This is a genomic window from Pseudomonas sp. Yb2C2 (genome assembly GCF_052112325.1).
Taxonomy (GTDB): Bacteria; Pseudomonadota; Gammaproteobacteria; order Pseudomonadales; family Pseudomonadaceae; genus Aquipseudomonas; species Aquipseudomonas marginalis.
Map to the genome: position 1 here is coordinate 347,459 of NZ_JAVAJK010000004.1, position 22,819 is coordinate 370,277.

At 62.4% G+C, this 22,819-nt stretch carries 19 protein-coding genes; 10 read left to right on the top strand and 9 right to left on the bottom strand.

The window, feature by feature from the left end; translation table 11 throughout:
- Window positions 1-159: 159 nt before the first annotated feature.
- Both ddlA and Q8X51_RS07945 read right to left on the bottom strand, forming a co-directional pair.
- The gene (gene ddlA / locus Q8X51_RS07940; protein WP_407693075.1) at window positions 160-1,254 is read right to left on the bottom strand and encodes a D-alanine--D-alanine ligase; all 1,095 of its coding nucleotides are present in this window, start codon (window positions 1,252-1,254) and stop codon (window positions 160-162) included.
- Window positions 1,255-1,298: 44 nt separating this feature from the next.
- Window positions 1,299-1,937: a LysE family transporter gene (locus Q8X51_RS07945; protein WP_065924002.1), complete on the bottom strand. Its 639-nt coding sequence runs from the start codon at window positions 1,935-1,937 to the stop codon at window positions 1,299-1,301.
- A gap of 137 nt (window positions 1,938-2,074) precedes the next feature.
- On the opposite strand from Q8X51_RS07945, the gene Q8X51_RS07950 reads away from it, so the two are divergent.
- Window positions 2,075-2,884: an AraC family transcriptional regulator gene (locus tag Q8X51_RS07950; RefSeq protein WP_407693074.1), complete on the top strand. Its 810-nt coding sequence runs from the start codon at window positions 2,075-2,077 to the stop codon at window positions 2,882-2,884.
- 6 nt (window positions 2,885-2,890) lie between these two features.
- Here Q8X51_RS07950 and Q8X51_RS07955 read toward each other — a convergent pair whose 3' ends face one another.
- Entirely contained in the window at window positions 2,891-3,466 is a 576-nt protein-coding gene (locus Q8X51_RS07955) for a flavin reductase family protein (RefSeq protein WP_407693073.1), read from the bottom strand.
- Window positions 3,467-3,576: 110 nt separating this feature from the next.
- Complete coding sequence (locus Q8X51_RS07960; protein WP_065923999.1) at window positions 3,577-3,909, bottom strand: DUF2790 domain-containing protein; 333 nt, start codon at window positions 3,907-3,909, stop codon at window positions 3,577-3,579.
- Between the two features lie 225 nt (window positions 3,910-4,134).
- On the opposite strand from Q8X51_RS07960, the gene Q8X51_RS07965 reads away from it, so the two are divergent.
- From Q8X51_RS07965 to Q8X51_RS07975, 3 genes are all read left to right on the top strand, one after another.
- Entirely contained in the window at window positions 4,135-5,454 is a 1,320-nt protein-coding gene (locus Q8X51_RS07965; RefSeq protein WP_407693072.1) for an OprD family porin, read from the top strand.
- A 339-nt stretch (window positions 5,455-5,793) separates the two neighbouring features.
- Window positions 5,794-6,468, top strand: coding sequence for a heavy metal response regulator transcription factor (locus Q8X51_RS07970; protein ID WP_027606942.1), 675 nt, complete (start codon window positions 5,794-5,796; stop codon window positions 6,466-6,468).
- Entirely contained in the window at window positions 6,465-7,901 is a 1,437-nt protein-coding gene (locus Q8X51_RS07975; protein ID WP_407693071.1) for a heavy metal sensor histidine kinase, read from the top strand. The genes Q8X51_RS07970 and Q8X51_RS07975 overlap by 4 nt, the downstream gene beginning before the upstream one ends.
- Here Q8X51_RS07975 and Q8X51_RS07980 read toward each other — a convergent pair.
- Genes Q8X51_RS07980 through Q8X51_RS07990 form a run of 3 tightly spaced genes read right to left on the bottom strand, consistent with a single transcriptional unit; the run spans window position 7,825 to window position 13,335 of the window.
- Window positions 7,825-10,971 (bottom strand): CusA/CzcA family heavy metal efflux RND transporter, encoded by a 3,147-nt coding sequence (locus Q8X51_RS07980; protein WP_407693070.1) that lies wholly within the window; start codon window positions 10,969-10,971, stop codon window positions 7,825-7,827. The genes Q8X51_RS07975 and Q8X51_RS07980 overlap by 77 nt on opposite strands.
- A gap of 18 nt (window positions 10,972-10,989) precedes the next feature.
- Complete coding sequence (locus Q8X51_RS07985; protein ID WP_137212642.1) at window positions 10,990-12,096, bottom strand: efflux RND transporter periplasmic adaptor subunit; 1,107 nt, start codon at window positions 12,094-12,096, stop codon at window positions 10,990-10,992.
- 18 nt (window positions 12,097-12,114) lie between these two features.
- Window positions 12,115-13,335 (bottom strand): TolC family protein, encoded by a 1,221-nt coding sequence (locus Q8X51_RS07990; protein ID WP_323145783.1) that lies wholly within the window; start codon window positions 13,333-13,335, stop codon window positions 12,115-12,117.
- A 185-nt stretch (window positions 13,336-13,520) separates the two neighbouring features.
- Here Q8X51_RS07990 and Q8X51_RS07995 point away from each other — a divergent pair, with 185 nt between their 5' ends.
- The gene (locus tag Q8X51_RS07995; RefSeq protein WP_407693069.1) at window positions 13,521-14,891 is read left to right on the top strand and encodes a GntT/GntP/DsdX family permease; all 1,371 of its coding nucleotides are present in this window, start codon (window positions 13,521-13,523) and stop codon (window positions 14,889-14,891) included.
- Window positions 14,892-14,894: 3 nt separating this feature from the next.
- Here Q8X51_RS07995 and Q8X51_RS08000 read toward each other — a convergent pair whose 3' ends face one another.
- A complete protein-coding gene (locus Q8X51_RS08000; protein WP_407693068.1) occupies window positions 14,895-16,184 on the bottom strand; it encodes an MFS transporter in 1,290 nt (429 codons plus the stop codon).
- A gap of 185 nt (window positions 16,185-16,369) precedes the next feature.
- Between Q8X51_RS08000 and Q8X51_RS08005 the strand changes: the two genes are divergently transcribed.
- From Q8X51_RS08005 to Q8X51_RS08020, 4 genes are all read left to right on the top strand, one after another.
- Complete coding sequence (locus Q8X51_RS08005; RefSeq protein WP_027606949.1) at window positions 16,370-17,788, top strand: short-chain fatty acid transporter; 1,419 nt, start codon at window positions 16,370-16,372, stop codon at window positions 17,786-17,788.
- Between the two features lie 141 nt (window positions 17,789-17,929).
- Complete coding sequence (locus Q8X51_RS08010; RefSeq protein WP_407693067.1) at window positions 17,930-19,630, top strand: acid phosphatase; 1,701 nt, start codon at window positions 17,930-17,932, stop codon at window positions 19,628-19,630.
- Window positions 19,631-19,751: 121 nt separating this feature from the next.
- On the top strand, window positions 19,752-20,921 hold the full coding sequence (locus Q8X51_RS08015; RefSeq protein WP_065923990.1) for a hypothetical protein: 1,170 nt from the start codon (window positions 19,752-19,754) through the stop codon (window positions 20,919-20,921).
- A gap of 143 nt (window positions 20,922-21,064) precedes the next feature.
- Window positions 21,065-21,577, top strand: coding sequence for an SET domain-containing protein-lysine N-methyltransferase (locus tag Q8X51_RS08020; protein ID WP_065948503.1), 513 nt, complete (start codon window positions 21,065-21,067; stop codon window positions 21,575-21,577).
- On the opposite strand, the gene can is transcribed toward Q8X51_RS08020, so the two are convergent.
- Window positions 21,574-22,218, bottom strand: a complete 645-nt coding sequence (can, locus tag Q8X51_RS08025; protein WP_003188288.1) for a carbonate dehydratase — start codon at window positions 22,216-22,218, stop codon at window positions 21,574-21,576. The genes Q8X51_RS08020 and can overlap by 4 nt on opposite strands.
- Before the next feature lie 151 nt (window positions 22,219-22,369).
- Here can and Q8X51_RS08030 point away from each other — a divergent pair, with 151 nt between their 5' ends.
- Window positions 22,370-22,774: a serine kinase/phosphatase gene (locus Q8X51_RS08030; RefSeq protein WP_065923988.1), complete on the top strand. Its 405-nt coding sequence runs from the start codon at window positions 22,370-22,372 to the stop codon at window positions 22,772-22,774.
- The last annotated feature ends 45 nt before the right edge of the window (window positions 22,775-22,819 follow it).

The window sequence follows — 22,819 nt, forward strand, 5'->3', positions numbered from 1 at the left end:
ACGCGCCCTTGTGGCGAGCGGGCTTGCCCCGCGTTGGGCTGCGAAGCAGCCCCAAAACATAGCCCCGGACCTGCTTGGCACACTGCAGCGCTCTTATTGGGGCTGCTACGCAGCCCAACGCGGGACAAGCCCGCTCGCCACAGGTATTTATCCCATCCGTTAACGGCTGATCTTCAACCCCTTCCGCCCCGCATGCCGCTCCAACGCCAGCTCGATCAACCGGCTCACCAGCTCGCTGTAGCTCATGCCCGCTGCCTGCCACAGCTTGGGGTACATGCTGATGCGAGTGAAGCCGGGCAGTGAGTTGATTTCGTTGATCAGCACTTCACCATCGTCGGTCAAGAACACATCGACCCGCGCCAACCCTGCGCACCCCAACACTTCAAACGCCTCAAGGGCCAAGCGGCGGATCCGCTCACTGGCTGCATGGCTGATGTCGGCCGGCACCACCACCTGGGCCGCCTGGCCGTCGATGTATTTGCTGTCGTAGGAGTAAAAGCCGCTGTTCACCACGATCTCGCCACAGCCGCTGGCGACAGGGTTTTCGTTGCCCAGCACGGCGCATTCAATTTCGCGGCCCTCGACCGCCGACTCCACCAGCACCTTTTGATCAAAACCCAGGGCCAGTTCAACCGCGGCGTGGTACTCAGCCTCGTTGCCAACCTTGCTCACACCCACCGAAGACCCCTGGTTGGCCGGTTTGACGAACATTGGCAGGCCGAGTTTATTCACCGCTGTGTCAAAGGAAGTACGCGCGGCGTTGCTGCGGGTCAGGGTGATGAACGGGGTCACGGCAATGCCGGCATCGCGCAGCAGGCGTTTACTGATGTCCTTGTCCATGCACACTGCCGAGCCGAGCACGTCGGAGCCGACGAAAGGCAGGTCAGCCATGCGCAACAGGCCTTGCAGGCAACCATCTTCGCCGAGGGTGCCGTGGACGATGGGGAAGATCACATCGATGTGTGCCAGCAGCCCGTTGCCGGAGGTTTCCACCACCTGCTGGCTGGCCTTGCCGGGTACCCCCGCCAATTCGCGATTGGATTGGTTAAGGGCGATGAGTGCCGGGTTTTCCTGGTTGATCAGGAAGTTCGAGGTGTCGTTGAGGTGCCAGTGGCCGGCCTTGTCGATGCCGATCAAAACCGGCTCGAAGCGTGTGCGGTCGAGTGCATCGACAATATTGCGCGCCGACTGCAACGAGACTTCGTGCTCGGCCGAACGGCCACCAAAAATAATCCCTACCCGCACCTTGCTCATGACCCGGCCTCACTGTTGAAAGTAAGGCTTCTTACCACGGACGGTCAGCGATTCGCTACCAGGTGTGCGCCGAACAACACGTAGCAACCGCCGGCAAAACGGTCGAGCCATTTGCGCGAGCGGCTGTAGAGGTTGGCCATGTGCGCACTGGAAAACACCAGGGCCACGCAGGCATACCAGCTGAACGACAAGCTGGCCATGGTGATCACCGCCAGGGTCAGCAGCATCGGCGACGGCGACGGCGGCATGGTGGAGGCGAAGATGGTGGCGACGAACAACGCGGCCTTGGGGTTGGACAGGTTGCCCAGCAACCCCAGGCGCCAGGCGGAAAACAACGAGCGGCGCGCTTCGTCCGGCAACAAGCTCTGGCCCATCGCCGGTGCCGAGCGCTTGAACAGTTTCAGCCCCAGGTAAATCAGGTAGCAGCCGCCGATGATCTTGAACGCCAGGTACAACATGGGCGCGGCGGTAAACAGCGACTTGATGCCCAGCCCACCCGCCAGCCCCCACATGATCGTGCCGGTAGCCACGCCCGCCGACGCCACCACGCCATGACGGCGCGAACAACTGGCGGCCAACTGCGCGGTATTGAAGAAGTTGGGACCCGGCGTCACCACCGCCACCGTCCACAGCAGGGCCAGCGAGACCAGAGGCGCCACATAGGTGGGGTTGATAAATTCCATTGGGCGGTTCCATCAGCGCAGGGCACGAGCAGGGAGCATAGACCTCGCCCGCCGCCTGCACAAACGTACAAGACCCCGGCAGACAAGGGATGCAGACTGGGTTAACGTGTTTCCACCTCTTTTTGTGACAAGCCACCATGGGCAAACCGACCCGCAACTTCGACTGGCTGCACCGTGCCCCCCATGCCAGCGGCCTGGACCGTATCGAGGCGTACTTCGCCGGTTTCGCCTTCGCCCCCCATCGCCACGACACCTATGCCATCGGGCGTACCTTGTCTGGCGTGCAGAGTTTTCACTACCGCGGCGACATGATCCATAGCCTGCCCGGCACCACCATGGTGCTTCACCCCGATGAGACCCATGACGGTCACGCCGGCAGTGACGAGGGTTTCAAGTACCGAATGATTTACGTGGAGCCGTCGCTGATCCAGCAGATCCTTGGCGGCAAGCCGTTGCCGTTTATCCCCAGTGGTTTATCCACTGACCCAAGGCTGTTCCGCGCCAGCGAAGTGCTGCTGCAGAACCTTGATCATCCGATTGACCCGTTGCAGGAACAGGACGCGATGTTCGACCTGGCCCACACGTTGAGCAACGCCGCTGGCGCCATCGTCAGCCGCAAGACCTTCGATTACGTCGCCGCCGAGCGCGCCCGCGAGTTTATCCACAGCGCCCTGGGCCGCAGCATCACCCTGGACGAAATGGCCGACCACGCCGGCCGCGACCGCTGGGCATTGTCACGGGACTTTCGCGTGCTGTTCGGCACCAGCCCCTATCGCTACCTGACGATGCGCCGGCTGGACCTGGTGCGCAGTCTGCTGGCGCAGGGGCAGTCGCTGGTGGACGCGGCGCTGACCGCCGGCTTCACCGACCAGAGCCATATGACCCGGCAATTTCGCAGCACCTACGGTATGCCGCCGTCGCGATGGGTGAAGATGCTCGGGCGCTGAGTGCGCTTATAGCGAATGCCCATCGATGGGCTCGCCGATGCTCAGGAAATGCCCACCCGCTACATGGTGCAAGGTGCGTAACTGATCATGCCCTTCAAAGTGCCAGCGGCCTTCGCTGAACACGCGCTCGTCGGCATAGGCCGCAACTACTTCGCCGAGGAACAGGTCATAGGTCTGCTGGTTGTGGGGCTCGGGGAGCAAGCGGCATTCCAGCCAGGCTACACAGCCTTCCAGCAACGGCGCCTCCGTGTGTTCACCGCTGAAGGTTTGCAGGCCATAAGCGGCGAACTTGTCACGCTCGGTGCCGGTGGTACTGCCGACCGTCTGCACGAGGTCGACCTGGGCCACACAGGGCACCTGCAGCACGAAGGTGCCGGAGCCTTCCAGCAATTGGCGAGTCCAGGTGGCCTTGTCCAACACCACCGCGACTTTCGGCGGTTCGAAATCCAGCGGCATGGCCCAGGCGGCCGCCATGATATTGCGCTGGCCGTTGTGGGCCGCGCTCACCAGTACGGTTGGCCCGTGATTGAGCAAACGGTAGGCCTTGGACAGCGGAACGGGGCGGCAGTGAGTAGGGCTCATGGAGGATCGGCTCTTCAAACGAAAAAGCCTACGATACCCCAAGCGTCAGCCCTATGGATCAGCTCGACAGTTGGTTAGTGAATCGTCCTACGCGTTGAGCGCCAGCATATTTAACTGCCGTTATTTCGACACACGCCCATGACTTGGTACTCCAACGTAGTGAGCTTGCCGCTGGAGTCTTCATAGGTCATGCGCGAAGGCACGGTACTGCACGCGCGGATCGGCGGCGTCACGTTGACCACCTTGGCAATGTCCAGCTTCATCCCATAGCGATACGCCTGCACTTGGGGCACTGGCTTGCCGTTTCTCACGGCGTAATCGGCCATGGCCTTTTCATTGCGCTCCATCATCAGGGCAAAGGTGCGATCACCGCCGCCTTCGGCCAATGCACCGAAAGACAGGACGGCCGTTAATACACCCAGAGCGGTTTTATAAAAGTTCATCACCTATTCCTCGACTGAAAGTTCAGTGCCGAGACTAACGAACGAACCCTGACGCGATGTTCACCAGAACATTACTTATTTGTTAGGTGGCGACGAGCTTCCAGAATTGTAATGTTCACGCCACCCAATCGTTATCCACGGTTTGCAACTATCAGCCCGGGCCAGATCAATAAGAACGCCCGCCTCCATAAGAAGCTGATAACTGCCAACACCGAGGAGCGAAACATGCGGATCCGTTACTACACCCTTCCCCTTTCACTGATCGCCACATTGCCCCTGGCAGCCGCGGCCGCGGAAGACAAACCTGAAGGGTTTATCGAAGGCAGCAGCGTGAACGTGCTGGCGCGCAATTTTTACTTCAATCGCGATGACCGCAAGGGCCAATCCAGCCCCACCGGTAATGGCTATTCCGAAGCCTGGGCCCAGGGACTGATCGGTAAATTCGAATCCGGCTTTACCCAGGGCACCGTGGGGTTTGGCCTGGACGCCTTCGCCATGGTCGGCGTGAAACTCGACTCGAGCACCGGCCGCAGCGGCGGCAAGGGCTCGTTCGGCGTGCTGCCGGTGGACAGCAACAACCATCCCGAAGACAACTACAGCAAGGTCGGCGGCGCGGCGAAACTGCGGGTATTGGACACGGTGATCAAGGCCGGCGACGTGTTCCCGCTGACTCCCGTGGTGGCCTACGGCGATTCGCGGGTGTTGCCGGAAAGCTTCCGTGGCGTGACCCTGCAGAACACCAGCCTGGAAGGCCTGACCTTGCAGGGCGGGCGTTTGAGCGGCATGAGCCAACCCAACGAAAGCGGCATGAACAAAGGGTTCGCAACGTTTTACGCCGGCCCGGTCGATTCACCTTGGATCGGCTACTTCGGCGGCGACTACACCGTGAACAAACACCTGAGCCTGAGCCTGTACAGCAGCCGCCTGAAGGACGCCTGGGACCAGTACTACGTCGGCAGCGCCGCCAGTTACCCGCTGAACGAAGACGTTTCGCTGTTCGGCGACATCAACTACTACAAGGCCGTGGACGAAGGCAAAAAGCTGCTGGGTGAATTCGATAACAGCATCTGGAGCGCCCGGCTCGGCGTGAAGGTGGGCGTCCACAGCCTGGCCGTGTCGCACCAGCGCAACAACGGCGATGACGACTTCGATTACCTGCGCCAGTCGGACTCGATCTTCCTCAACAACTCGATCCAGTACAGCGACTTCAACTCGCCCAAGGAGCGCTCGTGGATGCTGCGCTACGACCTGGACATGCAGCCATTCGGCATTCCCGGCCTGTCGTTCATGACCCGCTACGGCAAGGGCACCGGCGCCGACTACAGCAACGCCAACGCGGTGTATATGCGCCGCGATGCCGCCGGCGATCCGCTCACCGACCAGCGCCGCTGGGAGCGGGATATCGAAGCCAAGTACGTGGTGCAAAGCGGCAACTTGAAGGATTTATCACTGCGTCTGCGCCAGGCCACCGTGCGCTCAAGTTCATTCGAGTCCGACCTTGAAGAAGTCCGCGTCATTATCGAATACCCACTGGCGGTGCTTTAAGACGCGCTTACATTCACTTGCCGATGCCCTACATCTGTTCACAGGTTGAAGTCTGTCAGAACTGTAATATCGGCCTCACCTTCTCGTTAAGTTGCACTTTTTATACTGCGCATCGAACACTTCTCATCTCTGCGGCTTTTGTGTAGCTCCTTTGGAACAGAGATGAATTTTATACGCCCCAGCCGGGGCGTTTTTTTTGCGTGCCCGGTCAGTGACGAATCGTCGCACCGGCCTGACGCGGCTTGACCCTAAAGCTACTTCAGGCTTCAGAGTTTTCCTACAGCCTATTCAAGCCTCTATGAGGCCATCTCCTTTCGTTTTCCTTGAAGGTAAATCCCCATGCGTATCCTTGTGGTTGAGGACGAGCAGAAAACCGCCGATTACTTGCAGCAAGGCCTGACCGAAAGTGGCTACGTCGTCGATTGCGCCGCCAGCGGCATCGACGGCCTGCACCTGGCCCGGCAGCACACCTACGAACTGGTGATCCTCGACGTGAACCTGCCCAACACCGACGGCTGGGAGGTACTGGAACAACTGCGCCGGGACGGCAACCAGCGCGTGATGATGCTGACCGCGCGCGGCCGCCTGGCCGACAAGATCAAGGGCCTGGACATGGGCGCCGACGATTACCTGGTCAAACCCTTCGAGTTCCCCGAACTGCTGGCCCGTGTGCGCACCTTGCTGCGCCGTAGCGAACATATCCCGCTGCCGGATGTGCTGCGCGTCGCGGACCTGGAGCTGGACCCGCGCCGCCATCGCGCCTATCGCGGCAGCCGGCGTATCGACCTGACCACCAAGGAATTCGCCCTGCTGCATGTGTTGATGCGCCAGGCCGGCGAGGTAATGACCCGCACGCAGATCATCTCGCTGGTGTGGGACATGAACTTCGACTGCGACACCAACGTGGTCGAGGTCTCCATCAGCCGACTGCGGGGCAAGGTCGATGACCAGAGCGAGGTCAAGCTGATCCACACCATTCGCGGCGTGGGTTATGTGCTGGAGGCGCGCCAATGAGGACCAGCAGCCTGTCGATGCGCCTGGGACTGACGGTCAGCCTCATGGGCGCCGGGCTGGTGGTGCTGCTGGCGACCCTGGCCTACCTGGCCTTGACCCATGAGCTGGAAAAGCTCGCGCGCAAGGGCCTGGAAAGCAAGATGGAACAGCTCCAGCACAGCCTCGCGCTGGGCCTGGACACCCACGCAATCAAAGCCCGTCCCCACTCGTTGCTGGACCTGGTGATGGGCCACGACAATTTCTACCTGACCATCGTCGGCACCGCACCCGATAACGCGGTGCTGCTCAGTGTCGGTGCCAAACCCCAGGAACCGTTGCTGACCGACTTCTCCCCCCGGGAAACCCTCGGTTACCTCAATTGGCAAGACCAAGACGGCAACCAGGTACTCAGTGCCTCCAGCCTGATGCGCCTGGCCAGCGGCGAGCGCGTACGGGTGTTGCTGTCGCTGGACCGCAGGGATGACCAGGCCCTGCTCAGTGCCTACCTGCGCGCTACCCTCATCGCCCTGCCGATGCTGTTGATCCTGATCGGCATGGGCGCCTGGTGGCTGGTGCAGCGTGGGTTGGCACCGTTGAAGCAGTTCAGCCATGTCGCGGCCCAGGTAACGACCCAGGACCTGACCCACCGCTTATCCATCGACAACCTGCCCCAGGAGCTGGGCGAGTTGGCGCAAAGCATCAACGTAATGCTGCGTCGCCTGGACGCCGGTGTGCAGCAGCTGTCGCAGTTCTCCGACGACCTCGCCCACGAGCTGCGCGCGCCGCTGACCAACCTGATGGGCAAGGCCCAGGTGACCCTGTCCCGCGAACGGCCCTCGGAGGAGTACAAGGCGGGGCTGGAATCCTGCACCGAGGAAATGGAACGCCTGTCGCGCATCGTCTCCGACATGCTGTTCCTGGCCCAGGTCAGCCATCCGGCGGCGCGGGCCGGGTTTGGCCCGGTGTCACTGGGCGAAGAAGCACAACGGGTGATGGCGCTGTTCGCCCTCAGCGCCGAAGACAAACACGTGACCCTCAGCCTGCGCGGCGACGCCTGGGTAACGGGCGATCGCCTGATGATCCAGCGAGCCATTTCCAACCTGCTGTCCAATGCCATCCGCCACACGCCCGAAGGCTCCAGCGTTCTGCTGCTGGTGGAGACCTATGACCAGAGCGCGTCGTTGTCGGTAGGCAACCCCGGGCGCGGCATCGAAGCACACCACCTGCCACATCTGTTCGAACGTTTCTACCGCGCCGACAGCAGCCGCACCCGCGCCGAAGGTGGCACCGGGCTGGGGCTGGCCATTGTGCAGTCGATCATGCAGCTGCATCAGGGGCACGCCCACGTCAGCAGCCAGCCCGGCCGGTTCACACGGTTCAACCTGGTGTTTCCTCTTCCCGGCGATGGGCCCACTGGTACAACGCCGGCAGCACCAGCAAGGTCAGCAAGGTAGAAGAAATGATCCCGCCGATCACCACCGTCGCCAACGGACGCTGCACTTCGGCGCCGGTGCCGGTGGCCAGGGCCATGGGGATAAACCCCAGGGAGGCCACCAGCGCGGTCATCAATACCGGGCGCAGGCGGGTCAGCGCACCCTCGTGGATAGCCACCGACAGCGAGCGTCCTTCCTCGCGCAGGTTGCGGATGAAGGCAATCATCACCAGGCCGTTGAGCACCGCCACGCCGGACAAGGCGATAAAGCCCACGCCTGCCGAGATCGACAGCGGAATATCGCGCAACCACAGCGCCATGATCCCGCCGGTCAACGCGAACGGAATCCCGGTAAACACCAGCAGTCCGTCCTTGAGGTTGTTGAACATCATGAACAACAACCCGAACACCAGCAGCAACGCCACCGGCACCACGATCTGCAAACGCTCGGCGGCTTCCTTCAACTGTTCGAACTGGCCGCCCCAGGTGGTCCAGTAACCTGCCGGGACTTTCACCTGCGCCGTGATCGCCGCCTCGGCCTCTTCCACGAACGACCCCATATCCCGCCCGCGCACGTTGGCACTGACGATCACCAGACGCTTGCCGTTCTCGCGGCTGATCTGGTTCGGGCCGAGCACCAGGTCCAGGCTGGCGACCTGGGACAACGCAATGAACCCCAACTGCCCCGCCGCATTCCCGGCCAGTGCCGGCACTGGAATCAACAGCCGCGACAAGCCGTCGATATCAGTACGCAGCGCGTCGGACAAGCGCACGACCATGTCGAAACGCCGGTCACCTTCATACAGGGTACCGGCCTGGCGCCCACCGACGGCGACGGCAATGGTGTCCTGCACATCGCCGACATTCAGGCCAAAGCGCGCGGCCTTGTCACGGTCGATATTGATGGTCAGCACCGGCAGGCCGGACGTCTGTTCGACCTTCACTTCCGAAGCGCCATCGAGGCCTTGCAAGGTCTCGGCAATGTCTGCGGCGGTGGTGTTGAGCACCGCCATGTCGTCGCCGAACACCTTCACCGCCACATCACTGCGCACCCCGGAAATCAGCTCGTTGAAACGCAGCTGGATCGGTTGCGACAGCTCGTACGCACTGCCCGGCACAATCGCACTGGCGCGCTGGATATCGGCGATCAGGGTTTCGCGGGATTTATTCGGGTTCGGCCATTGCGCCTTCGGTTTAAGCATCACGTAGCTGTCGGAAATATTCGGCGGCATCGGGTCGGAGGCGATTTCCGCCGTGCCGGTACGGGCGAATACCCGTTCGATTTCCGGCACCTGGGCCATCAAGGTTTTTTCCAGTTGCTGCTGCATCTGCACCGATTGCGTCAGGCTGGTGCCGGGCACGCGCAGGGCCTGTTGGGCGAAGTCGCCCTCACTGAGGCTGGGTATAAACTCACTGCCCATGCGGCTGGCCACCACGCCCGACGCAACAATGGCCAGCACGGCCAAGCCGAACACCAGTGGCCGGCGCGCCATCACCCAATCCAACACCGGCCCATAGGCCCGGCGTGCGGTACGCATCACCAGGTTTTCTTCTTCCTTGACCTTGCCGGTGACGAACAGCGCAATCGCCGCCGGTACGAAGGTCACCGACAAAATCATCGCCCCCAGCAGCGCAATCACCACGGTAAACGCCATGGGGTGGAACATCTTCCCGGCCACCCCGGTGAGGGCGAAGATCGGCAGGTACACGACCATGATGATCAGCTGCCCGAAGATCAGCGCACGCCGCGCTTCCTTGGCCGCCGCGAACACCTCGTGCAGGCGCTCGCTGCGGGTCAGCAAACGACCATGGCGCTGCTGCGCATGGGCCAGGCGGCGGATGGCGTTCTCGACGATCACCACCGCGCCGTCGACGATAATGCCGAAGTCCAGCGCGCCGAGGCTCATCAGGTTGGCGCTGACTTTGTGGGTGAACATGCCGGTAAAGGTGAACAACATCGCCAGGGGAATCACCATCGCGGTGATCAGCGCCGCGCGGATATTGCCAAGGAACAGGAACAGCACCGCGACCACCAGCAGCGCACCCTCGAAGAGATTTTTCTTCACGGTGGCAACGGCTTTTTCGACGAGGTTGGTGCGGTCGTAGACGGTCACCGCCACCACGCCTTCGGGCAGCGAACGGTTTATTTGTTCGAGCCTGGAAGCCACCGCCTGGGACACCGTGCGGCTGTTTTCTCCGATCAACATAAACACCGTGCCCAGCACCACTTCACGGCCGTTTTCCGTGGCGGCGCCGGTCCGCAGCTCACGGCCGATCTCGACCTGGGCGACATTGCGCACACGGATCGGCGTGCCGTCGGACGTGGTGATGACGATATTGGCGATGTCGTCGATGGACGCCACCTGCCCCGGCGCGCGGATCAACAATTGCTCGCCGCTGCGCTCGATGTAGCCGGCACCGACGTTGGCGTTGTTACGCTCCAGCGCCGTGACCAGATCGTTCAAGGTCAGGTTATAGGCCGCCAGGCGCTTGGGGTCGGGGGCGATCTGGTATTCCTTGGCGAAGCCGCCGATGGTGTTGATCTCGGCCACACCGGGCACGTTGCGCAGTTGCGGCTTGATGATCCAGTCCTGGATCACCCGCAGGTCGGTCGGCGTGTAGGGCGTACCGTCGTCCTTGCGTGCGCCCTCCTCGGCCTCCACGGTCCACAGGAAAATTTCCCCGAGGCCGGTGGAAATCGGCCCCATCGCGGTTTCAATCCCCACAGGCAATTGCTCGCGGGCCACTTGCAGGCGCTCGTTGACCAACTGGCGGGCGAAGAACAGGTCGGTGCCGTCCTTGAAGATCACCGTCACCTGGGACAAGCCGGAGCGTGACAGCGAACGGGTCTGCTGCAGCCCCGGCAAGCCGGCCATCGCGGTTTCGATGGGAAAGGTAATGCGCTGCTCGGTCTCAAGCGGCGAAAAACCGGCCGCCGCCGAGTTGATCTGCACCTGTACATTGGTGATGTCGGGCACCGCGTCGATGGGCAGTTTCTGATAGCTGGCAATGCCGACACCGGCCATCAACAGCACCGCCAGCAGCACGATGATGCGCTGCTCGATGGCGAATTGGATAAGGCGCTCAAACATGGGAAATCACTCGCAGGATCAATGGGCGTGCTCGGCCGAGCCCTTGCCCAATTCGGACTTGAGGATGAAGCTGCCGGTGGTGGCCACCTGAGCACCGGCCTCCAGGCCCTGGCGCACTTCGACGTAGCCGTTTTCACTGGCGCCAAGCTCAAGATGGCGGGTGATAAAACCGTCAGGCGTGCGTACGAAGACCGAGGGTTTTTCCTCGACGGTCTGGATCGCCGTTTGCGGCACGGTGACCTTGGCCTGGTAGGTGTCCGTGGCCAGTTGCACGGTGACGAACAGTCCTGGGCGCCAGGCGTCGTCGGGGTTGGGCACCGTCACACGCACGGTGGCGGTGCGTGTTTGCTCGCCGAGCAAATTGCCGACATAGGCCACGCTGCCCTGCACATCGGTGCCCATTTCCGTGGAGCTGACTTTCACCGGTTTGCCGAGCCGGACCTTGTTCAAATCCTTGGGAAATACGCCGAAGGTGACCCACACCTGGGACAGGTCAGACAGCGTGAAGGCGTTACTGGTCTCGCTCACCACCTCGCCGACACCGAGGTGCTTTTCCACCACCACGCCTGTGAACGGCGCACGCAGTTCGTAACGATTGCCGCCGGCCAGCACGGTGTTGCCGCTGAGCGCGGTCATCTTTTGGCGGGCATTGTTCAAGGCGATTTCAGCTTCTTGCAGGGTTTGGCGCGCCAGCAGGTAATCCTGCTCGGCGGAGATCTTGTCCTGCCACAACTGGCGTTCACGCTGGAAGGTAATACGCGCCAGTTCAACCCGACGCTCGCTGGCCGCCAGCTCACTGCGCTGGTCGGAAATCTGCTGGCTGGCGATCACCGCGAGCAGCTCGCCCTTCTTCACCGCCTGGCCAAGATTGACCTTCACGGATTCCACCACACCGGCCGCGCGCGGGACGATATGCGAGGTACGGTCTTCGTCGAAACGCACCTCCCCCGGCAGCGTCAGCAATGTGCTGATCGACCGGGGTTGGGCCTCGGCGAGCTCGATACCGGCGGCCTGGATTTGTTGTTCAGTCAGCTCGAGCATGCCTTCTTCTTCCTCGGCGTTGGCCACGCCGGACAGCATCAGGCCCAAGGCGACGGCAAGCGCCACGCCGTGTCGTTTATTCATAAGGCACTCCAGAAAAAATCAAAACCGGGCGAGGTCGCCGTAAATCCGTTCGATGCGCAGCCAGGCATCGGTGGCCTGGGCGGTGGCCGCAAGGTATTGGGTGCGCGCCGCGATCAGGGTGCGCTGGGCGTCGAGCACGTCGAGGAAGTTGAACTTGCCCATCTCGAAGCCGCGGGTGGCGCTGTCCACCGCGCGTTGGGCGGCGGGCAGGATCTGCTGGTTGAATGCGCGCACTTCGCTGTTCGCGGTTTGCCACAGGTCCAGGGCCTGGCGCGTTTCGGTACGCAGGCGCAATTCGGCAGCGTTGCGCTGGTCGCGGGCCTGATCGGCACGGCGCGTGGCGGCAAGTACGTTGCCCTGGTTGCGGCTGAACAACGGAATCGGCATCGACACGCCGACCAGGTTCACCCGCTCGCGCACACTGGCGTCGTACTGACTGCCGATGGACACATCCAGGTCGGGAATACGCTGGGCTTTTTCCAGGCCCACGCTGGCTTCGTTCTGCACGATCTGCAGTTCGGCCAGGCGCAGTTCGGCGGTCTGCTCAAGGCGCGCCAACAGTTGTGTGGCGGACGGCAACGGCGGTGTGGAGTGGCTTGGCGTGGCGACAGTCTGGAAGTCGGTCGCCGCGCTGCCGGTACTGGCGGCCAGGCGGCGATAGGCGTCGGTGAGGCCCATGTGTGCGCGATTGAGTTCGAGGCGGATCTCCGACAACTGCACCTGGGCCCGCGTGGCTTCCACCGGTGAGGATTTGCCGGCAGTCACGCGGCCGTTGGCGACCACCAGCCCGCGCTCGGCCAAGGCCAGGGAGCGCTGCACCAGGTCGAGACGTTCCTGGGCGCGCAGGGCACCGTAGTAGCCGTCGATCACCTCGACGCGCAGCGTGTTGCGGCGCTGTTCCAAGGCCAGTACGGCGGCGTCCTGGGCACGCGTCGCCACGTCAATGCGGGCACCGCGCTTGCCGCCCAGTTCCAGGGTTTGGCTGAGCTTGAGGGTGGTGGTACGCGTATCGCGACGTGTGTCTTCGGCATCCCAGGACGCCACCGGATTGGGGATCAACCCGGCCTGCTGGCGACCGCCCGCGGCGATCTCGATTTCCCATTGCGCGGCCGCCAGGTCGGGGTTGTTGGCGAAGGCGGTTTGCAGGGCCGCGTCGAGGGTGAGGGTTTGTGCCTGGGCAATGCTGGCAGCTCCCCACAACAGCGTCGCCCCCACCAGCTTTCTAACGGAAATTGCCATAACGAGAGTTCCACGCCCAGAAAGTAAAAGCCGGGAGAATGTAGCGTTCGCGACTTATCAAAGCGGTGGAGCAAAGATTACAAATCCGACAGCAATGGCTCTGGGGCGGGCGTTATCAGGTATGCTTTTGGGCCAGGAAACAAAAAGAAACAATTTTCCCAACCTGTTCGATAAGGAGTCTCGCCTTGGCGTTATCGACTGCCGCGTGGATGGTTCACGACACCCGTCTCATGCTCTGCGTACTGCTGGCCATCGCCAGCATCATCGTGCTGATCAGCGCGACCAAGTTGCCGCCGTTCCTGTCGATCCTGATCGGCACCTTTATCGCCGGGCTCGGCGCCGGGTTGCCAGCGGAAGAAGTGGCCAAGGCCTTCAGCAAGGGCGCCGGGGCGATCCTCGGTGAAGCCGGGATCATCATTGCCCTGGGCTCGATGCTGGGTGCGCTGATGGCGGAATCCGGCGCGGCCGACCGCATCGCCACCACCCTGCTCGGGCTGGGCAAGGGCAAGTCGTTGCCATGGGTGATGGCGCTGGTGGCGATGGTGATCGGCCTGCCGCTGTTCTTCGAAGTGGGCCTGGTGATGATGGTGCCGATCATCTTTGTGATGGCCAAACGTTCGAACCAGCCGCTGTTGAAAATCGCCATCCCGGCGCTGGCGGGCATGACCACCTTGCACGCCTTGATGCCACCGCACCCAGGGCCGCTGATTGCGGTGGGCGCGTTGCACGCCGACCTGGGCCTGACCATGTTGCTGGGCTTTTGCCTGGCGGTGCCGGCGGTGATCCTCGCCGGGCCGCTCTATGGCAACTGGCTGTCCAAGCGCCTGCATGTGGATGAGCCGGCCGACATTGGCGCGCTGTTCAGCGCCCCGCCCAAGGCCCCGCGCCAGCCGAGCTTTGGCGTGTCATTGCTGATCATTCTGTTGCCGGTAATTCTGATGCTCGGCAGCACCTTGGCCAAAGTCGCGCTGCCAGCGGAAAGCAGCGTGGGCCTGACCCTGAAATTCCTCGGCGAACCGCTGATCGCCCTGGGCCTGGCGGTGATCGCCGCCGTGATCTGCCTGGGCTGGGCCGCCGGGATGCCGCGCGCTGAGGTCGGCAACACCCTGCGCAAGGCCCTTGCCCCCATCGCCGTGTTGCTGCTGACCATCGGCGCCGGCGGCGGCCTCAAGCAAACCTTGCTGGATGCCGGCGTCAGCCAAACCATCAGCAAAGTCGCCGAAGGAGCGCACATGCCGTACCTGCTGCTGGCCTGGTTGATCGCCGTGGCGCTGCGCCAGGCCACCGGCTCGGCCACGGTCGCCACCACCACGACCGCCGGCATCCTCGCGCCGATGATGGCCGGGTTGGCGGCGACACAAAGCTCACTGGTGGCGCTGGCGATCGGCGCAGGTTCGGTGTTCTTCTGCCACGTCAATGATGCGGGGTTCTGGATGGTGCGCGAGTACTTTGGCTTGCAGCTGAAGCAGACGATTTGGGTGTGGTCGGTGTTGCAGACGATTGTTTCGGTGGTCGGGTTGGTCGGTACGCTGTTGCTGTGGCACTTCTTGACCTGACCTTCAGGCCGCCAAGGTGTGGCGCTTGCCAAACAGCGCTACACACCCCACCCCCACCGCGCCCATAACCACGCAATACCCCACGCAAATCCACGGGCTGGTCGGCATCAGCGCGATCAGCATCAGCGGCGTGGTACTCGCCCACAGTGCGTAAGCGATGTTGTAGGTGAAGGAAATGCCCGACACCCGCACCTGCGCCGGAAACAGGCCGACCATCACCGACGGCACCGCGCCCACTACCCCGCAACTCAAGCCCGCCAGCGCGTACGCCGCGCCAAGCCAGATGCCGCCGCTGATCAGGCTGGCGTACAGCAGGAAAATACCCACCGGCAGCAGCAGGCTGTAGACCAGCACCGCGCGCCAGGCGCCGATGCGGTCCACCAGCAGGCCGGCGAGGACGCAGCCGATATTCAGGAAGACGATGCCCAGGGCGCTCAAGGCAAAGGTGTGGCTGGGGCTCATGCCGAAGGTTTTCTGCATCATGGTCGGGGTGATGACCACCAGCACCACCACGGCGGAGGTGAGCACGCAGGTGAGGATCATCGCCGGCAACAGTACGGCGCGATGGTCACGCAGTACGGTGCGCAGCGGCAGCTCGGCAGCGGCCTGGCGGCGGGCCTGCATTTCGAGGAAGACCGGGGTTTCGCTGAGCCAGCGCCGCAGCCACACGCCGATCACGCCGAACACACCGCCGAGCAGGAAGGGGAAGCGCCAGGCGTAGTCGAGGATTTCGGCCGGGGTGAAGACCTGTGCCAGCAGCGTGGCAGTCAGCGCACCGAGCAGGTAGCCGAAGGTCAGGCCGGCTTGCAGGAAGCCCAGGGCATAACCACGATGGTTGCGCGGTGCGTGTTCGGCGACGAAGGTCCAGGCGCTGGGTACTTCACCGCCCACCGCCGCACCTTGCAGCACGCGCAGCACCAGCAGGATCAGCGGTGCGAAATAACCGATCTGTGCGTAGGTGGGCATGATCCCGATCAGCAGGCACGGCAACGCCATCATCAGGATGCTCAGGCTGAACACGCGCTTGCGCCCCAGGTGGTCGGCGAAGTGCGCCATCAGGATGCCGCCCAGCGGACGCGCGAGGTAGCCGGTGACGAAGATGCCGAAGCTTTGCAGCAGGCGCAGCCACTCGGGCATTTCCGGCGGGAAGAACAGTTGGCTGAGGGTCAGCGCGAAGAACACAAAGATAATGAAGTCGTAGATTTCCAAGGCGCCGCCCAGGGCGGCCAGGCCCAGGGTCTTGTAGTCGGAGCGGGAAAAACGCTGCGCCTGTGGAACAGAGGTGGCAGTCATGTTGAGGCTCGGCAGACAAACAAAATGGCGTGCAGGTTATGAGCTGAGCCGGTTGATGGCAATCGCGGCAGATATATTTGTTTTCCTCATGGATCGATGAAGATAACTGCATTCCCATATCAATGGCCGTGGAGGAACATGCCGAAAAATTGCCGACACCATAATAAATACAAGAGGAAAGACTCGTGGCCGATGCTATCGAAGAAAGCCGCTATGCCCGCTTTGCCCTGCGCTGCTCGAACTTTGCCGAGCGCTGGTTCCCCGACTCCTGGGTGTTCGCCGCCCTCGCCGTGATCATCGTCGCCGTGGCGACCCTGGGCATGGGCGCCGCGCCGACCGAAGCCGCCAAGGCCTTTGGCGACGGGTTCTGGAGCCTGATCCCGTTCACCATGCAAATGGCCTTCGTGGTGATCGGTGGCTACGTGGTCGCCAGCTCGCCACCGGCGGTCAAGCTGATCGACCGCCTGGCGCGTATCCCGAAGAACGGCCGCTCAGCCGTGGCGTGGGTTGCGTTGATTTCCATGGTGGCGTCATTGCTCAACTGGGGCCTGTCCCTGGTGTTCGGCGGTTTGCTGGTGCGTGCGCTGGCCCGTCGTACGGATTTGCGCATGGACTACCGTGCTGCGGGTGCGGCGGCCTATCTTGGGTTGGGCGCGGTGTGGGCGCTGGGGCTGTCGTCGTCAGCCGCACAATTGCAGGCCAACCCGGCCAGCTTGCCGCCGTCGATCCTGTCGATCACTGGGGTGATCCCGTTTACCGACACGATCTTCCTGTGGCAATCCGGCGTGCTGTTGCTGGCGCTGATCGTGGTGTCGCTGATCATCGCCTACGCCACCGCGCCCGGCCCCAACAGCGCCCGTGATGCCAAGGCCTGTGGCGTCGACCCGGCCTTCAACCTGCCCAAGCTGCAACCACCGGGCCGCCCCGGCGAATGGCTGGAACACAGCCCGTTGCTGACCATTCTGCTGGCATTGCTGGCGGCGGGCTGGTTGTTCCATGAGTTCTCGACCAAGCCGGCGATCAGCGCGATTTCGGGGCTGAACACCTACAACTTCCTGTTCATCATGGTCGGTGCCCTGCTGCACTGGCGCCCGCGCAGCTTCCTCGATGCGGTGGCCCGTGCAGTGCCGACCACCACCGGCGTGTTGATCCAGTTCCCGCTGTACGGCTCGATTGCGGCGCTGATGACCGTGGTCAAGGGCGGCGACGGCCAGACCCTGGCGCACCATATCTCGACCTTCTTCACGTCCATCGCCTCCCACGACACGTATGCACTGCTGATGGGCGTGTACTCGGCGGTGCTGGGCTTCTTTATTCCGTCAGGCGGCGGCAAGTGGATCATCGAAGCGCCTTATGTGATGCAAGTGGCCAATGACCTGCAATACCACCTGGGCTGGGCGGTGCAGATCTACAACGCGGCCGAGGCGCTGCCGAACCTGATCAACCCGTTCTACATGCTGCCGTTGCTGGGAGTGTTGGGGTTGAAGGCGCGGGATTTGATCGGGTTTTCGTTTGTGCAGTTGCTGGTGCACACGCCGCTGGTGTTGTTCCTGTTGTGGGCGTTGGGGACGACGTTGAAGTATTTGCCGCCCGTCATGCCGTAGGATCAGTTGCAAGCTTCAAGTCGTTAGCTTCAAGCTTGTAGCTTGAGGCTGATGGCTTGCAGCTGCCTTAATTCCGTCACATTGCATTGCTACCGTCCTGCGAAATATCTTGCAACATCTCGCCAGCAAGGACTCCCCGCAATGAGTGATGATCACGAAGACCGCCCTTCCCCCGACTCCATGGCCCAACCGCCGGTAGACACCGGCCGTCGGCGCTTCCTGGGGGGCGCGGCGGTGTTGGGGGTTGGCGCGACCTTGAGTGCCTGCGGCAACAGCAGTGAGACGCCGGGCAAGCCGGTAGCGCGGCCGCTCACGCCCCAGGAGCTGGACAAGGCATTGCACGACCAGGTGAAGACCGTGGTGGTGATCTATGCCGAGAACCGCAGCTTCAACAATCTGTTTGCGGACTTCCCAGGCGTTGAGAAACCGCTGTCGGCGCTTTCCGCCGCCGACACACAGCAACGCGACCGCGACGGCAGCCTGTTGACCACCCTGCCCCCGGCCTGGGGCGGTGTGCTGCAAGTGGGCCCGCAAAGCGTGGACGGGGTGACTTACCCCAGCGAAGTGCAATTCCAGGAAAACCTGCCCAACGCCCCGTTCGCCCTCAAGGGCCCGAACGCCGAAGACCTGCCGTTGAGCCTGGTCACCCGCGACTTGTGGCACGTGTTCTACCAGAACCAGATGCAGATCAACGGCGGCAAGAACGACGGTTTCGTCGCCTGGGCCGACTCCGGCGGCCTGGTCATGGGCCATTACGCCCAAAGTCGCTATTCCCTGCGCCTGTGGGACGTGGCCAAGGAGTTTGTGCTCTGCGATAACTTCTTCCAGGGGGCGTTTGGTGGCTCGTTCCTCAACCATCAATACCTGATCAGCGCCACCGCGCCGTTCTACCCGAATGCCGCGCAGTCGGTGGCCAAGGCGCAGATCGCCACGCTGCAAAGCGATGACCCCACCGACCCGCGTCTCAAACCGCTGGATAAATCCCCGGCGAGCGCCATGACCGGCCCGCCGCAGTTCGGCCCCAGCGCGCTGACCCCGGACGGTTACGGCGTGAACACCCTGGCGCCGCCGTATTGGCCAACCTGGATTCGTGACCCGGAAAACCCGGACTACGCAAAAGCCGACCTGCCCAACGTACTGGTGCCGCAGACCCATGAGCACATCGGCGACAAGCTGTCGAAAAAGAACGTCGACTGGGCGTGGTACGCCGGGGCATGGCAGGCAACGCTGGATCAGTTCAAGGATTCGGGCGGTATCCCGAAGATCCCTAACTTCCAGTACCACCACCAGCCGTTCAACTATTTCAAGCAGCAGGGCCCCGAGAACCGTGCCGAGCGTGACAAGCGCCTGCGCGATGGCGGTTTGGGCGATGAGGCGAGCACCAATAAGTTCTTCGCCGATGCCCAGGCCGGCAAGCTGCCAGCCGTGAGCTTCTACAAGCCCCAGGGCAACCTGAATATGCACGCCGGTTACGCCGACGTGGCGTCGGGCGACCGCCATATCGTCCGCGCCTTGAAGGTGCTGCAGGAAAGCCCGCAGTGGAAAAACATGGTGGTGGTGGTGACCGTCGATGAAAACGGCGGCTGGTGGGACCACGTCGCCCCGCCCAAAGGCGACCGCTGGGGCCCAGGCACACGGGTTCCGGCGCTGGTGGTCTCGCCCTTCGCGCGTAAAGGCACCGTGGACCATACGGTGTACGACACCGCGTCGATCCTGCGCTTGATTACGCGGGTCTTCCAGCTGGAGACCCTGGACGGGCTCAAGCAACGCGATGACGCCATGATTGCCCGAGGCCAGAAACCCATGGGGGATTTGAGCAACGCGTTGCAGTTCAGCGTGTAGGACGCTTATCCAATAGCGACATGCCTGGCGATTTAGCACGCGGTTTTCCTGGCCAACCGCTACTGTGAGGAGGTGGGCTTTCACCCCGCGCAGACGGGCTTTCGCTGACAAGGAATCAAGTATGTTCAAACCGACCAGGTTGTCCTTCACCCTGGCCGCACTGATGGCCAGTGCGGTCGTACACGCCGACATCGAAGTACCGCTGGGCAGCACTCAACGGGTGACCCAGTTGTTCGCTTACCCCAATAACTGCAATGTGATCTGCTTTCGGCCATGGACGCTGGAGCAGACCGCCGAGCACTACCTGAACCAAAGCCTGCAGCGCGATGGCTACAGCCGAGCCAAGGTCAGCGTCAAGAACCATGAAGGGCAGCTCGCCGCGACCTTCAGCGGTGTACCCGACAGTTACGGCCAGCCCCTGACCGCGCTGCTCAATACCGCTGACCTGGCCTACCAGGGCGCGAGCAGACTCAACAGCGACGGCAAGTGGGCGTACAACTGGTACCTGTTCCTGCCACTGGGCATGGCCCTGGAAAACCGCAAGAGCATCGAGTTGCTGCATTTCCCGCCGGATTATTCGCTGACCCAGGCCCAGGATTACCTGGAGTCGGCCACCACCGACCGCTGGGCCAGCCTGCTCACCGATAACGGCGTGCCGGCCACCGAAACCCCGGCCTACCAGACCATCATCGATATCGCCCCCATCGCCGCCCCTTCCAATGCGGGCAAGGACCTGGAGAACGTCTACGGCTACTTCACCGACTACCAGACCCGCATGGTCAGCGAACTGAGCCTGCACCCCAACGGCTCGCTGCCAATGGTCGCGTTCGGCGCGCCGGTGCGCAGTTGGATCAAGCAGCAATACGGACAAACCGTGGGTGTACTGGGCCTGGCGCAGATCAGCCCTGCCGCGGGCAAGACCGTCTCGGTGCTGGGCGCCAACCACCCCAGCTACATCTGGTACGCGGCCAGCCCGGACACCTATGACGGTAACGAGCAGAAAGCCGACGACGCGGGTTTAAAAGTGATGGGCCAGGACTTGAGCGCCGCCTGCTGGCAGGCCGGAATGGGCCAGAAACCCGCGAGCGATCCGAATGTGCTGCTCAAGGCCTGCATGAACACCTGGCAGGTCACGCGCAAAGAGCAGACCTGCGAATTGTTCTACACCTCGGTGCGCAACCTGACCCCGGAACAGGCGAACGCCAAATGCGCCACGCCTTCGATCAAGACGCAGCTCAAGCAACTGAAGAACGCAGCGCCCGCCCCCAGCATCATGGCGCCTGCGCTGTAGACAGCAGAAAATCCGATTTCTACTGTCAAAGTTGACAGTAGAAATCGGCTCCACGTTCAGCGAGTCTTGAGCCGGGCCCATCCGCTGCAAGACTGGTAGTCAGCCACCACCCGCAGGTCGATGCAGCCTAACCAAGGAGAGTTATGAAAACTCAAGCCATGGACCAGGCTAAAACCACTGTGAGTGATGGTTTGTACCCGTTCAAGACACTGCTCGTTGAACAGGGCTATCCCTCGGCCAAGCACTTTAAGGTTGAGCGCGACGGCGGCGGCGTCAGGGCTCGCGTGGGTTTCGACGGCCGCGTGCGCATTGCCCGGGTGTCCGGTTACGCCGTGAACGAGCGACGCCCACGTACGCTGCAGCTGTCCGCCCGCATCCACCTGTATGACAGCTGGTTCTGCGGCCTGCTGCGACACTCCTGCAACCCGAATGTGTTTTTCGACACCACCTACCTGGAGCTATGGACCGTGCAGCCCATAGTCGCTGGCGCCCCGCTGACCCTGGACTACGCCAGTACCGAGGACGCCTTGTTCCGACAGTTCGCCTGCCAATGCGGCGAGCTGAACTGCCGGGGCTGGATCACCGGCAGCACAGAGTGTTTGAACGCCGAAGGCCAGGCGTTCATGACCCATTGGCGCGACCGCAAACGGCCTTAGGCTTCGCCCAGCGGACGCAGGCGATACTGCGGAGGCAGCTGCTCGAAGCCACTGATGGTGGTGTTCAAGCTTTTCCAACGGCCGTCCTTGATGCCGTAGATGCAGCCGTGGATAGACAGGCTCTGCCCACGGTGCCAGGCATTTTGCACAATGCTGGTGTGGCCGACGTTGGCCACCTGCTGGATCACGTTCAGCTCGCACATGCGGTCCACACGTTCCTCTTCGGTCGGCAGTTGGGCCAGCACGTCACGGTTTTCGTAGTAGAGATCGCGGATGGTGCGCAGCCAGCCGTCGATCAGGCCGAACTGGCGGTCCTGCATCGAGGCGCGCACGCCGCCGCAGCCATAGTGGCCGGTGACGAGGATATGTTTGACCTTGAGTACATCGACCGCGTACTGGATCACCGACAGGCAATTGAGGTCAGTGTGCAGCACCACGTTGGCCACGTTGCGGTGTACGAACAGATCACCGGGCAGCATGCCGACGATCTCGTTGGCCGGTACCCGCGCATCGGAACAACCGATCCACAGGTATTCAGGGGTCTGCTGGCGGGCGAGCTTGGCGAAGAATTCGGGATCTTCCTGTTTGATCGCATCCGCCCAGCGTTCGTTGTTATCAAGCAGGTCTTGTAGTTCGTTCATCAGGGAAAGCCTCAGGAATGATGCGCAGCTTTGACAGACGACCGCCCGTCCGGGTCACGCCGATGATAAAGATAGCCGGCGGGCAATTACTTGAATCTTGGGGGGCCATGCCTGTCCACACACTATAAGCCCCACAGTATGAGGATTGGCCATGACTGAATCACGACGTCCCTACGGCGCTACACAGCCCGAACCGATTGACGACAACGAAGACCGCATGGGCTCGATGCGCGAGCTGGATTTTGACGAGGAAGAACCGACGGCGGAGATTGGCAATGAGATCCCCCGTGGCGAGCGAGAACAGCTGATGCCCGACGAACGGGTGCGCGAGGCCGGACTGACCGGGGCTTCAACGGCTGATCATGAGTCGACCGATGATGATATGAGCCCGGAAACCCTGATCCATGAAGACGGTGCGCGGGACGCTCGGGAGGCGGGGGAAGACAACCCGGCGGATTTTGACCTGAGCATTGTCGATGAAGATGACATTGGCGGCGGAAATGGCCTGGATGAAGCGGAACTGGCTGATCTGGACCCGGTAGACGGAAACCGCTGACACTGCGCAAATCCAAATGTGGGAGGTGCGGTGCGACGATTCGAC

What these genes read in the sequence shown, in the direction of transcription:
- ddlA (WP_407693075.1), bottom strand. Translation starts at nt 1,254, where the DNA reads ATGAGCAAGGTGCGGGTAGGGATTATTTTTGGTGGCCGTTCGGCCGAG.
- Q8X51_RS07945 (WP_065924002.1), bottom strand. Translation starts at nt 1,937, where the DNA reads ATGGAATTTATCAACCCCACCTATGTGGCGCCTCTGGTCTCGCTGGCC.
- Q8X51_RS07950 (WP_407693074.1), top strand. Translation starts at nt 2,075, where the DNA reads ATGGGCAAACCGACCCGCAACTTCGACTGGCTGCACCGTGCCCCCCAT.
- Q8X51_RS07955 (WP_407693073.1), bottom strand. Translation starts at nt 3,466, where the DNA reads ATGAGCCCTACTCACTGCCGCCCCGTTCCGCTGTCCAAGGCCTACCGT.
- Q8X51_RS07960 (WP_065923999.1), bottom strand. Translation starts at nt 3,909, where the DNA reads ATGAACTTTTATAAAACCGCTCTGGGTGTATTAACGGCCGTCCTGTCT.
- Q8X51_RS07965 (WP_407693072.1), top strand. Translation starts at nt 4,135, where the DNA reads ATGCGGATCCGTTACTACACCCTTCCCCTTTCACTGATCGCCACATTG.
- Q8X51_RS07970 (WP_027606942.1), top strand. Translation starts at nt 5,794, where the DNA reads ATGCGTATCCTTGTGGTTGAGGACGAGCAGAAAACCGCCGATTACTTG.
- Q8X51_RS07975 (WP_407693071.1), top strand. Translation starts at nt 6,465, where the DNA reads ATGAGGACCAGCAGCCTGTCGATGCGCCTGGGACTGACGGTCAGCCTC.
- Q8X51_RS07980 (WP_407693070.1), bottom strand. Translation starts at nt 10,971, where the DNA reads ATGTTTGAGCGCCTTATCCAATTCGCCATCGAGCAGCGCATCATCGTG.
- Q8X51_RS07985 (WP_137212642.1), bottom strand. Translation starts at nt 12,096, where the DNA reads ATGAATAAACGACACGGCGTGGCGCTTGCCGTCGCCTTGGGCCTGATG.
- Q8X51_RS07990 (WP_323145783.1), bottom strand. Translation starts at nt 13,335, where the DNA reads ATGGCAATTTCCGTTAGAAAGCTGGTGGGGGCGACGCTGTTGTGGGGA.
- Q8X51_RS08000 (WP_407693068.1), bottom strand. Translation starts at nt 16,184, where the DNA reads ATGACTGCCACCTCTGTTCCACAGGCGCAGCGTTTTTCCCGCTCCGAC.
- Q8X51_RS08010 (WP_407693067.1), top strand. Translation starts at nt 17,930, where the DNA reads ATGAGTGATGATCACGAAGACCGCCCTTCCCCCGACTCCATGGCCCAA.
- Q8X51_RS08015 (WP_065923990.1), top strand. Translation starts at nt 19,752, where the DNA reads ATGTTCAAACCGACCAGGTTGTCCTTCACCCTGGCCGCACTGATGGCC.
- Q8X51_RS08020 (WP_065948503.1), top strand. Translation starts at nt 21,065, where the DNA reads ATGAAAACTCAAGCCATGGACCAGGCTAAAACCACTGTGAGTGATGGT.
- can (WP_003188288.1), bottom strand. Translation starts at nt 22,218, where the DNA reads ATGAACGAACTACAAGACCTGCTTGATAACAACGAACGCTGGGCGGAT.
- Q8X51_RS08030 (WP_065923988.1), top strand. Translation starts at nt 22,370, where the DNA reads ATGACTGAATCACGACGTCCCTACGGCGCTACACAGCCCGAACCGATT.